Source organism: Myroides sp. N17-2 (assembly GCF_002286775.1).
Classification (GTDB): domain Bacteria; phylum Bacteroidota; class Bacteroidia; order Flavobacteriales; family Flavobacteriaceae; genus Flavobacterium.
Window position 1 is genome coordinate 56,838 of sequence record NZ_NSGJ01000015.1, and the last position, 12,914, is coordinate 69,751.

The 12,914-nt window shown below is 33.3% G+C and carries 8 protein-coding genes; 1 reads left to right on the plus strand and 7 read right to left on the minus strand.

From position 1 onward, the window contains the following. Window positions 1–51: 51 nt before the first annotated feature. Together CF599_RS08360 and CF599_RS08365 are read right to left on the minus strand one after the other, a co-directional pair. On the minus strand, window positions 52–2,100 hold the full coding sequence (locus tag CF599_RS08360; RefSeq protein WP_121965581.1) for a M48 family metalloprotease: 2,049 nt from the start codon (window positions 2,098–2,100) through the stop codon (window positions 52–54). Between the two features lie 156 nt (window positions 2,101–2,256). Next, window positions 2,257–4,389 (minus strand): class I SAM-dependent methyltransferase, encoded by a 2,133-nt coding sequence (locus tag CF599_RS08365; RefSeq protein WP_121965582.1) that lies wholly within the window; start codon window positions 4,387–4,389, stop codon window positions 2,257–2,259. A 250-nt stretch (window positions 4,390–4,639) separates the two neighbouring features. On the opposite strand from CF599_RS08365, the gene CF599_RS08370 reads away from it, so the two are divergent. Beyond that, on the plus strand, window positions 4,640–4,831 hold the full coding sequence (locus CF599_RS08370) for a DUF4177 domain-containing protein (RefSeq protein ID WP_121965583.1): 192 nt from the start codon (window positions 4,640–4,642) through the stop codon (window positions 4,829–4,831). Window positions 4,832–4,926: 95 nt separating this feature from the next. On the opposite strand, the gene lgt is transcribed toward CF599_RS08370, so the two are convergent. The 5 genes from lgt to CF599_RS08395 form a co-directional block, all read right to left on the minus strand. After that, window positions 4,927–5,856, minus strand: coding sequence for a prolipoprotein diacylglyceryl transferase (lgt, locus tag CF599_RS08375; RefSeq protein ID WP_121965584.1), 930 nt, complete (start codon window positions 5,854–5,856; stop codon window positions 4,927–4,929). A 136-nt stretch (window positions 5,857–5,992) separates the two neighbouring features. After that, window positions 5,993–6,217, minus strand: coding sequence for a membrane protein insertion efficiency factor YidD (yidD, locus tag CF599_RS08380; protein WP_121965585.1), 225 nt, complete (start codon window positions 6,215–6,217; stop codon window positions 5,993–5,995). Window positions 6,218–6,268: 51 nt separating this feature from the next. Next, window positions 6,269–7,744 (minus strand): cysteine--tRNA ligase, encoded by a 1,476-nt coding sequence (gene cysS, locus CF599_RS08385; protein ID WP_121965586.1) that lies wholly within the window; start codon window positions 7,742–7,744, stop codon window positions 6,269–6,271. Window positions 7,745–7,761: 17 nt separating this feature from the next. Further along, entirely contained in the window at window positions 7,762–8,433 is a 672-nt protein-coding gene (folE, locus tag CF599_RS08390) for a GTP cyclohydrolase I FolE (RefSeq protein WP_121965587.1), read from the minus strand. 877 nt (window positions 8,434–9,310) lie between these two features. Next, window positions 9,311–12,914 (minus strand): MBG domain-containing protein (locus tag CF599_RS08395; protein ID WP_143824807.1); only part of this gene is annotated, 3,604 nt, incomplete at its 5' end.

Genomic DNA, 12,914 nt, shown 5'->3' on the forward strand with positions numbered 1-12,914 from the left:
TCACATACAAACTAAAAGGTTGTTATTAGGACTGACTAATAACAACCTTTTTTATAATAATGATACTTGATAATCTAGTACTCTTTTCTTTTGGTAAAAGAAGTGTCTTAAAGTTAACAACTTATATGTGTCAAGACAGTTTATTAAGGCTTCAAAACTTACTTCATTTAATCTATTTCCATATAGAAAGGTCTTAGTTTCTATTAAATCATTAAAGTATTTAGACATCTCTAATGTTATATCTTTTTGATTAGCTTCTAGCTCTAATAGAAACTGCATTTCTTCTTTAAAAGGCTTTAAAGCGACGTTAAGTTGATTGATTATTACCTTGGCTCTATCTAGATCGATGTCACCAGCTAAGTAAGCAGTCTGTTCCATTACAGCATTGTAGTACTCCATTCTCTTATCATATCTTACATCTTCATCGAATAAATCTTGATAATAAGTCTTTAATTTAGAGGTAGTATCTATGTTTTGGGAGCGTTCTAATTGTAGAAAATATTGATATACTTTTATATCATGCTCTTTTAACTTATCCTCTATCTCTTTAGTATTTTCTATTAGGTTATTATTTAGTTGTTTAAAATGCTTCTGTACATATTTTTCTTTATTATAATGTAAGTACTTTAGGCCATTGTTATCTTCTATAAGCTCATTCATTGTTTTCTGATCATCATATAAGCCAGCTAATTGTAGAGATAGCTCTATATTAGTAATGTTATAGACTTCTTGATGATCTATAGGTTTTTCTATATATGACGCTTTACCTAGATCAAATAGTTTAATGTTGTTATAATCGTAATAATGATTATAGTATTTATTGAATGTATTCTCTTTAATATACTGTTGATAATGTTCTTTAAATTGTTCTAGTGTCGTCGTAGGTAATGTTTTGTTTTCTGCTGCTTCATCAAATAGCCTATTTGTCAGCTTTATCTGTGTTTTAGTAAAATCCTTAAATAAGTGTCCTGCAGGAGTAAGACTATCTTCTTTCTCGATTAAGTATAGTGATTTAAGTTTTTCTATGCGTTGTAGTGTACTAGGATGAGAATTCCAATGATCATTAAACTCTATTTTAGAACGATTAAATCTCTTCGTATCACCTTCTTTTACAAGTGGTAGTCCACCTGAAAATTCACTGTCGTTTTCTTTACCTAGTTCAGTTAATATATAAGATTGTTCTAAAAACATATTCTCACTTCTCGTTTGATCTTTAATCTGATTAATGTAAATATTAAGTACATTATCATAAGCTTGGTCAGCTAGCTCCATGCGATATAAGGACGTTTCTAACGATTTATAACCTACTAAGGTAGCTGCTACTTCATCTGCATGGTACTCCATCTGTTTTGATAAGGCGAGGTAACTTTTATTCACTAGACTATATAGTTGAATCAATACCCACTTAATACCACTTATAATTAATTGAATTACGAAGACCATTAGGGTAACAAAACCGTGTATACTAGACGCTTTATTGATAAAGTTATTATATCCTTCATTGTCGTAAAGCATATTAAAGATGATATGATTTACATTACTGACATAACTTCCCATCTTCATACTTCTCTGTGAAAAGTGTCCAAACTCATGAGCTATAATTGCCTTTAATTCTAATTCTGTACACGTATTAATTAAACCTAACCCAAGCATTAGATTTTTTCGTACAGGCATAAACATACTTAGGAAGTTAGAATCATAGAATACACAGGCGTTAACTTCATTAGTTAGATAGATTTTTTTAGGAAAGTCAACAGCAACATCGTCTACTATTTCTTTGACAAAGGCAAATAACTTAGGTTCATCTTCCTTAGTTATTTCTATATATTTTGAACGATCATATTTGTTTGATTTAAAGACAAACTTGATTAAGAAGAACAAGATAGATCCCGCAAACCCCATAATTAGGATACCTATGAAAAGTGAGCCAAATGTTGGTCTATCGCTCATAATAGCCATACCGGCTTGTATTGCTAGCCATACACCATATATAGAAGCAGATAGAATGGTGATGTAAAAGAGTAAAAAGATAATAATACTTATTATCGCTTTAGTTGCAGTGTCTTTAAATTCTTTTGATATTTCAATATTCTTGTTCATCTTATTATGGTTAAGCGTTCTGTTTAGCTAATTTAACACTTTTTAAGATTTGAAGCTATGGTAATTAAAATGTTTATTTGTGTGTTTTTTAGTGATTGGTATGATAGAAAATAAAACAACTATCCTTGTTTTAGATGTGGTTAAGAGGTTATGTTCTTATGCCAAGCTATGTTTTAGCCTACATAAGGCTATGAGTAAGTGAGCATCATCTATGTGGTCAAGATTACTAATGAGTTCATTGATACTAACCCAATATAATTTATCCGTAGGAGTCTCTAATGTGACTATATAAGGATATACCTGTTCTGTTGTAATCCCTATGCTAGGGAAGTATTTTTCTCCAAGCTTTGAAAAGTTTATTATGTTATTTTCTCCTATTTGTATTTGCTTGATATAATTTTCTAGGTCATAGAAGTTCTCTATTTCTTTTGGTAAACGTAGAGCAGGTACTGTAAGAATAGCGCTATTATCTGTAAACAATTGAGGTATCGGTAGACTTCTGATCTCTAGCCCTACATAGGTTTCATTGTTGTATTTGTAAACAGGTATAGTTACTAATGTGTTAGTACTGTAATTCTTTGGGTATACATATTCTAAGATAGTATTGCTATGATTAATGCCTATTTCACTAAAGTCAGCTCTACTCGTTTTAAGAAAATTCGCACTCTGATTTGTTTCTTGGTAATCTCTATAATGTATCGCTAATAGTTCTTTAAACGAAGTCACTACTATATTTTCTGTCTCTTTAATAGTAACTTTTTGCCCTAACCATTTAGGTAGAGGTAAGTCTAGTTTTAAGAATAGGTTATAAATGTTAACTTCTAATCGAGCTTCTACTAATGCCCCTGTCTGCGCTGTATTTAGTAACTGCATAGCATCATATTCCTGCAAATGACCTGAATCTGTAAAACCTGTAAATCCTTCACTCAAGGGGATGTTTGTCTCGATAACTTTGTTTAGTTCTAGATAAACAGATGTTACTTTTTCATTTATACCGCCAGGCGAAGTGTAATAGCTAAGTGCAGGGCTATTTGTTTTAATCGCATTAGATGCAATGCCAAATCTCTTTTCTAGCTCTTCATAGATGTCCTTATCTGTAGCGATAGCAATCCCTTCAGGAATGTATCCACTGTATCTTTTACCATCTATTACAGGGCTATCTTTAGTGATCGTAGTTAATGGACGTGGATAACCATGTTTTGCAATGACTTTTAAGCCATTATTAGTAAGGTAATATGGAATGATATCAGTTACGTTATTAGGACGAGCAACAATATCATATACTCGTTTGTTTTTAGTGTTGAGATAAGAAGAATGAATTAGATATGGGCTTTCACTCTGTGGCAAATGTCTAGTTAGTTGTAGCTCTTTAGCACCAGTTACTTTCTCTCCTGCGATTAGATAATTAGTCGGAGGGAAGCCTATTTCCTCTCCTTGCAGATTACATATCTTGAATTGGTTTTTATAGCGATTATCTATAATCCACTGATTGTATATTGGTGTAGATAGAATGATGCGCAATCCTAATTCTTTAAAGACATTCTCAAATTCTCTCTGTGTGAAATAGCCATATTCTTCTTGTAACTCAATATCCCAATTTGCATAATAATCTTTACGACGGATGAATTCTACGACATCTGTATAAAATGCTTGGAATCTTCTTGTATAGGGTATTAATGAATCTAACTCTTCTATAGGGAAACCTCGCTCTTTAGCTAGCGATCTTGCTGTTTTAGCAAACTGTATGAAGAGATCAGCATCATTCGGTCTATTGTCTTTCTCAGCAGTTGATAGCTCTATGATTACTTCTTGCTCTTCTACTTTGACGAAGTCTCTTATGACTAGCACGCCATTTTCTTTAAGCAGTTCTACCTGTCTGCGCAAGGTATTAAGTGCTCTATTGTTATCATAATCGTTATATGAAGTGATATGATGTATAGCAGAACAGTTAAAGAAACCACTTACAGTATTTTCCTTAAAGGTTGACAATTTCTCTCCATCATCTTCTCTAAAAGATAGGTTAGGGAAGTTGTATGTTTGTTCAGCGATTTCTACCATTTTAGGGTTGATATCTACGCCTACTATTTGAAGCTTTGGGAATAACTGTGCTAATATAGCTGTACTCGTTCCTGACGCCATCCCAACATCTACAAGGATGTTGTCTTCTTTGGGTTCAAAGAATACACTAGCAGATGCTACTTTCTCAATAGCAATGGCATCCATTGCTTCTAAGTATTGTTGATAGCTTTGTTTATCACCTCTATCTTGGGTGGTATATTTAGTTTGCATAGTAACATATCAATTGTAGGAGAAAAATAATACTTTTAAATTAGAATAGGATAGAGAAGAATAGATTTTTTGTTATTAAGTAGTGGGAATAAACTAATTTGATTTATAAAGTAAATTTGATTTAATTAATTTGTATTTTTATATATTATTGGTTGTTTTTAAGTTAAAAATGAGTGTGATTATTTGATATTTTGAATTTATGATATGATGTAATTAGTTATATTAGTGCATTGATATTAATTAAAATGCTATGAAGAAATTTGAATACAAAACTATTGAAATCAACCCTAAAGGAACTTGGAGTCCAAAGATGGACTTAAAGGAAATAGATAAGACTTTAAACGAACTTGGTGAACAGGGATGGGAACTAGTATCAATGACCTCAAGAAGTTTTAATGGGTCTACTTATGGATTCTATTATACTTTTAAACGTGAGATTTGATCTTGAGTAAACTAGATAAATGAACACAAAGTAGTAGTTATACAAAAAGAGCTAATCAATCTTGACTAGCTCTTTTTCTATAATGTTGAGTTTTATTACTCGTATTTTCTGTTTTTTGCAGTTACCCATAAGTAAATACCTACTAAGATAAACGGGATACTTAGCCATTGACCTGTAGATAGTATATCGCCTAGTTGATCTTCAAAACCACCTTGACTTTCTTTCATATATTCTACTACGAATCTCACTACCCATAAAAGAACTAGAAATACACCGAAGATATATCCTAATTTATTACGAGCATCTGTTTTCCAATACATATAATAGACTACAAAGAATACTAGTAAATATCCAAATGCTTCATATAGTTGAGTAGGATGTTTAGCTACTACTAGGTTTAATGCTTCAGTAAATTGAGGATTACTTTGTATAGCGTCATATGCTTGATTATAGTCATTTAGACCAGTAATTTGCATTGCTTCTCTAGGAGTGAACTTATCTCTTAAAAAACGTATTCCTAAAGCACTAGCTGTCTCATGTCCGATAATTTCTGAGTTAAAGAAGTTTCCTAATCGTACAAACATCCCACCGATAGCAACAGGAATAGCGATTCTATCTAATATCCACAATATTGGTTTTTGAATAATCTTTTTACTGTAAAAATACATAGTAGCGATGATAGCTATAGCTGCTCCATGACTTGCTAATCCACTAAATCCAACGATTTCAAATTTAGGTGTAAAACGAACAGGTGATATGATTTCGAATATATGGTCTTTATAATATGCCCAATCGTAGAAAAATACATGTCCTAGACGAGCTCCTACCAAAGTAGCTAAGACAGTATAAATAAATAATTTATCAAGCTTCTCAACACTTTCTCCTTCTCGGTCATAAATCTTTTTCATTAAGTACCATCCTAAGCCGAATGCAATAACAAACATAAGACTGTAATATCTTAGTTTTATAAATCCTAAATCAAGCCCCTCTGATGGGTTCCATACCATATGTAATGAATGTATCATAGTGTTTCTATACTGTTAGATGATAAATGTAAGAAATAATCTTTATCCGTGAAATAGTAATTACTGATTAGTTGGGTGATCAACGACTAGAATTAAACAATGCCTTTGTAATTCTACGTTTGCTGTTTCTCGTATTCTATGGTACAGGATCATATCCTTTACCACCCCAAGGACCACAACTTGCTATGCGCTTTATTGCCATCCAACCTCCCTTAAACAAGCCATGCTTTCTCAATGCATCTAATGTGTACTGTGAGCACGTAGGACTATATCTACACGCCGGCGGAAAGAAAGGGGAGATAGCTACTTGATAAAATCGTACAAGTAGGATAAATGGGAAGATTAATATTTTCTTTATCATAATTGATCAAATGAGAAAAAGCTATAAGAGAACTTATAGCTTTTTTATGTATTATAGTGAGAAGGAAGTACCTTCTTTACCATCTTTTAATTGAATGCCGATTCTAGCTAATTCATCTCTGATGTGATCTGACATTGCGAAGTCTTTATTCGCTCTAGCCTCATTACGCATACCGATAAGCATATTCACTACACCTTCTAGTTTTTCGTTATTAGCGCTAGTACCTTCGCTATCTTCAAGACCTAATACATCAAATACAAATGCATGTAAGCTAGTGGTCAAGTCTTCTAAATCTGATGCTGTTATCGTTTCTTTATCTTCTTTAATAAGATTGATAAACTTAATAGCTTCAAAGATATTAGCAATTAAGATAGGACTGTTAAAGTCATCATTCATTGCATCATAGCACGATTGTTTCCACTTTGCAACATCAACAGAAGAATTGCTTGAAGTTTTTAAATCTTTTAGAGATTTAATAGCTTCCATTAATCTTTGATATCCTCTTTCTGAAGCTATTATTGCGTCGTCAGAGAAGTCTAAGATACTTCTATAATGTGCTTGTAAGATAAAGAAACGAGCTACTGCAGGGGCAAATCCCTTACTAAGAATAGTATTCTCTCCTGAGAATAATTCTTCAGGTAAGATATTGTTACCTGTTGACTTCGCCATTTTCTTACCATTTAATGTAAGCATATTCGCATGCATCCAATAGTTCACAGGTGTGTTCCCTGTAGAAGCTTCATTCTGAGCAATCTCACATTCGTGGTGAGGGAATTTTAAGTCCATTCCACCTCCGTGTATGTCGAAGTGTTTACCTAGATACTTAGTACTCATAGCAGTACACTCTAAGTGCCATCCTGGGAATCCATCTCCCCAAGGAGAAGGCCATCTCATGATGTGCTGAGGCTCTGCATTTTTCCATAAAGCGAAGTCTAATGGACTGCGTTTATCAGATTGACCATCTAATTCACGAGTATTAGAAATCATATCTTCTATCTTACGCCCACTTAAAATACCATACTGATGAGACTTATTGTATTTCTTAACATCGAAGTACACTGAACCATTTACTTCATAAGCAAAACCATTAGCAATAATAGATTGAATAATCTCTATTTGCTCGATAATATGCCCTGTTGCTGTAGGTTCTATACTAGGAGGTAGGTTATTAAACTGTTTTAGAATGTTGTGGAAGTTCAGTGTATATTTCTGAACGATTTCCATTGGTTCTATTTGCTCAATACGTGCTCTCTTAGCGATTTTATCTTCTCCTTCATCTGCATCGTCCACCATATGTCCTACGTCAGTAATATTACGTACATAACGCACTGAGTACCCTAAGTGTTTTAAATAGCGATATACCAAGTCAAAAGATATAAAAGTACGGCAGTTCCCAAGGTGTACATAGCTGTAGACAGTTGGTCCACATACGTACATACCTACTTTACCCTCGTGGATAGGTTTGAAAACTTCTTTTTCTCCTGTGATGGAGTTGTACATTTTTAGTTGTTGTTCTTGATATAACATAGTTTAATTTATAGTGATTAGAACTTAGTTTCTAATTGGATGTAGTTTAAAAATTCTTTGCGAACATTCTCGTCTTGGAATTTTCCACCGAACTCAGCAGTTACAGTACTACTCTCGATATCACGGATACCTCTAGAGTTTACACATAAGTGCTTCGCATCGATGATACACGCTACGTCTTCTGTATTTAATACACGTTTTAACTCATTTACTATTTGGATTGTTAAACGCTCCTGTACTTGAGGTCTCTTTGCATAAAAATCAACAATACGGTTCATTTTAGAAAGACCTACTACAGTACCATTAGAGATATAAGCTACGTGAGCTCTCCCTACGATAGGTAGTAAATGGTGTTCACAAGTAGAATAAACAACAATGTTTTTTTCTACTAGCATTTCGTTGTACTTATATTTATTATCAAATGTAGAAGCACTCGGTTTTTTAGCTGGATTAAGCCCACCGAACATTTCTTTTACGAACATCTTAGCTACACGATTAGGTGTTCCCTTAAGACTGTCATCTGTAAGATCTAATCCTAAAGTGTTTAAAATGCTTTCTACATCTTTCTTTATCGATTCTATTTTTTGGTCATCTGTAAGGTCAAATGCGTCACTTCTAAGTGGAGTAGCATCACTAGATGCGATGTGGTTGTCTCCCATTTCGTCGTGAAACTTTTCGTCTGTATTCATTCTATTTCTTTTTAATACATATTGTTATAACTCGCTACAAATATAAATAATTATTATAGATATAGCTCCTCGCTTATTTATAAATAATCTACCTCTAAGCATAGTGAATAGTTAAAGTTTGCCTACAGTATTGGTTATATAGATGTTTCTAACAATTGAACCTTGTTTTTTGGTGATGTTATATAACAGTTGTGATAGTTTATGAACTATTCAATGTTTTTGATACACCATATTGTATTTAGTATTAGTATTATTTTCCTTTGATAAAGAACCTTGTTTTTTCTTTTGAAACGAAAAAATATTAGTAACTGTTTATTTGAAACTAACTAGAGTTTAACATATCTTAATCTAAACGCTAAGCTAATCGTAAGTTACCTATCAATATGAGAAGCATTCTTCGAATATCTTTTCTCTGATCGACTATTTACGGCTAATACTCGAGAAATTGTCAAGCAATTTAGCATTAGTACTGACTCCTGTTGAGATTGAGATAGGTGTCTGAATAAAGGAGAGAAATAAATGAATAGTATTGATGTTTTGAAAATCAGTAGTTTAAGTCGTTTTTTCGTTTAAAAAAAGCAATAGATGTTTTTCTGATTTAAAATCATAACCCCATAAATTCGGGACAATTAGAAAAAGCAACAATGTATAAAGGGTTTAAAAGGGAAGTGATTATAGAGTAATTGGAGAAGTTTAAAAAAAAAGTAAGTTGTTGATTTTAGATCTAAAGTTTTCGAAAGATTGGATGGAGTGGTATTTTAGAAATTAGATTTACTGAGAGATGACAAGGTTAGGAGTGAGACCTTGTACCTATATAATAAAAAAAGGACTGCTCTCAAAGAAGAGAACAGCCCTTAGGATAAAAAATTAGAATTAGTTATTTAACTATGAAATTGATTGTTTTCTTTTGACCATTTATATTTATGACAGCGATGTATTTACCTACTTGTATACCTGTTGGCAGTTGAATACTGTTTTCTCTATTTGATAACTCAGCTTCAAGTACTTTCTGACCTAGTATAGAGTATATCTCTATAGTTGCTTGAGTAAATGAATTACTATCAAAATCGAAGACAATATTTAGTTGTTCGGTTGCTCTAATAGGGTTAGGATACAGTTTGATTTTATTGGTATTTAATATCTCTATCGTCGTAGGGCAAGAATAGACAGTCTCTCCTTTATCGGTTGTCAATATTAACTGATATACCGCATTAGCATTATCTGTGTTATCTCCATTTGCTCCGGCTAGGAAGTACTTATCATTACTCATTAATACATTATTTCTGTACCAAGCGAATGCTGTATAATTATATCCGCCATTAGTAGAGGAAGTCAAATTAACTTCATAAGAATTATCTGCACCTTTTAGGGCGACTTTCTCAAAAGGAACTGGTCTGACTAATTCTATTGTATAGTTGCGCGTTAGTGTTTGGGTCTGTGATTTGACAACTATAGGAATAGTAATCGTACCTGAGTAGTGCATTTTGTATTTATATTTTATATTATTGGCAACAAATGCTCCTTCACTTAGTTCGCTTATATCTAGGAGAACAGTGTCTTGACCACAAGGTAAGAAATATATTATCTTATTATTAGGCATATCATATACTTGTTCGTTAATAGAAATCTGTTCGATATCAGCCCTTTCTTTATCATTTCTGATCACTAAAGTTGCCACTATTATATAAGGCATAGGTGTATAATTTGGATTGCCTGTTATGGTAGCTTTTACTTGGTATACGCCAATCTCAGTATGTACATTATTTTCATATACAACGTTAAGTCCGCCAGGAAGGTTACCTGTTAGTATGATCGTTTTTGACTCACCATCATATACATAAGCCCTATCCGCGAATGATATAAATTTGGAGATGTGAAGAGGGCTAATAGTAAAGGTACTTGTACGTTTACTAGTGACATAATTTTCGCCTTCTAGTGTAACAGATGCTTTATAAACCCCTGCGTCAGTATGCACATTATTTTCATATGTCGCAGATACTCCTTTAGGTAGTTTACCACTAATTAAGATATGCTGAGGCTTACCGTTATAGTCTACTGTTTTACGATTAAATGTAATATTCGTTAGCTTAGCTTTTTCGATTGTTAATGTAGCAGTTTTCTTACCTAGTAAAATTGTTTTATGGAAGAAGGTAGCTGTGACATTGTATTCACCTGCATTATCATAATAGTTACGATCATATTCTACATTGACATCTTTTGGTAAGTTCGTTGCCTCTAACTTAAACGAATTGCCATTATACGTTTCCGTTCTATTTCTAAATATTACTTTATCTAAACTTGGTAGTTCAGTATCTTCTTGTGTGATAAATAGAGTAGCTGTCATTACATATGGCATTGGTGTATAGTTAGGACTACCATCTAAAGTGGCCTTCACTATATAATGACCTAGTTCAGTATGCGTATTGTTTTCATATTTTAAAGATACTCCTGTAGGTACACTTCCCTTTATGGTTAAAGATTTTTCTTTACCATCGTATTTAAAGGATTGATTTCTTAATTCTACTAGTTTACTAATATCCGCAGGTAGGATAATCAGTAGGTTAGAGCGTGTACTTGTTACATAATTATCACCTGCTAATGTCACTGAAGCTTTATGCTCTCCTGCATTAGTATGCATGTTATTTTTATAGATAGCAGTTACCCCTTTAGGTAATTCACCCTCTATTAATAATTCATAAGCGGATCCTGTATAAACAACTTCTTTCTTACTGAATTTGATGTCTTCTATACGTGCTTTTTCAACAGTCAATGTAGCTATTTTAGTACCTAGTAGTACTTCCTTATAATAGAAAGAAGCTGTGATACTGTATGTCCCAACAGATACGAAAGAGTTCTCACTATATTTGGTTGTAACATTTTTAGGAACATTAGTAGCTTCTATTTTATAAGGAATACCACTGTATATAGCTGCTTTATCTTTAAATATCACTTTATCTAGATTTGGTAATAAATCTTCTTCATCCTCAGTGATAATTAACGTAGCAGTCATCACATATGGCATCGGCGTGTAGTTAGTACTACCGTCTAAAGTAGCCTTAACCGTATAGTTACCAACTTCTGAATGTGTATTGTTCTCGTACTTTAAAGTTACCCCTTTAGGTACATCGCCTTTAATGGTTAAAGACTTTGCTTGACCATCATATTCAAAAGAAGTTGTTTCTAAACTAACCATCTTGGTGATATCTGCAGGTAATATTACTAACAGATTAGAACGAGTACTCGTTACATAATTATCTCCTGTTAATGTTACAGAGACTTTATGCTCCCCTGCATTAGTATGTACATTGTTTTTATAAACAGCCGTCACTCCTTCAGGTAGTTCTCCTTCAAGTAGTAACTCATGAGAGTTCCCATCATACTTTACTTCTTTCTTGCTAAACTTGACAGTTGTTATACGAGCTTTTTCTATAGTTAATGTTGCTGATTTTGTACCAAGTAAAATATCTTTATAGTAGAATGAAGCTGTGATTTGGTATACGCCTGCATTTATATAATCATTCTTATCATAAGTTACACGTACTTCATTAGGTAGGTTAGTTGCTTCAATAGTAATCACCTCAGCAGTATACGCTTCTGTTTTATGGTCAAATACTATGTTCTTGATACTTGGCAGTACCACAGCTTTCTCATTAATAGATAGCGTAGCAGTCATCACATATGGCATCGGCGTGTAGTTAGTACTACCGTCTAAAGTAGCCTTAACCGCATAGTTCCCAACTTCTGAATGTGTATTGTTCTCGTACTTTAATGTTACTCCTTTAGGGATGTCGCCTTTGATAGTAAGTGATTTAGACTTACCATCATAAATGTGAGAGGCACTCTCTAATGTGATTAACTTCGTGATATCAGCAGGCAGTATTACTAACAGATTAGAACGAGTACTGGTCACATAGTTATCTCCTGTTAATGTTACAGAGACTTTATGCTCTCCCGCATTGGTATGTACGTTGTTTTTATAAACAGCAGTTACTCCTTCAGGTAATTCCCCTTCAAGAATTAACTCGTGAGATGTACCATCGTAAGTCACTTCTTTCTTGCTAAACTTAACTGTTGTGATGCGAGCTTTTTCTATCGTTAGGGTTGCTGACTTCGTACCAAGCAAAATATCTTTATAGTAGAATGAAGCTGTGATCTGATATACACCTGCATTGATATAATCATTCTTATCATAAGTTACACGTACTTCATTAGGTAGGTTAGTTGCTTCAATAGTAATCACCTCAGCTGTATACGCTTCTGTTTTATGGTCAAATACTACGTTTTCAATACTTGGCAGTACCACAGCTTTCTCATTAATAGATAGCGTAGCAGTCATCACATATGGCATCGGCGTGTAGTTAGTACTACCGTCTAAAGTAGCCTTAACCGCATAGTTCCCAACTTCTGAATGTGTATTGTTCTCGTACTTTAATGTTACTCCTTTAGGGATGTCGCCTTTGATAGTAAGTGATTTATACTTA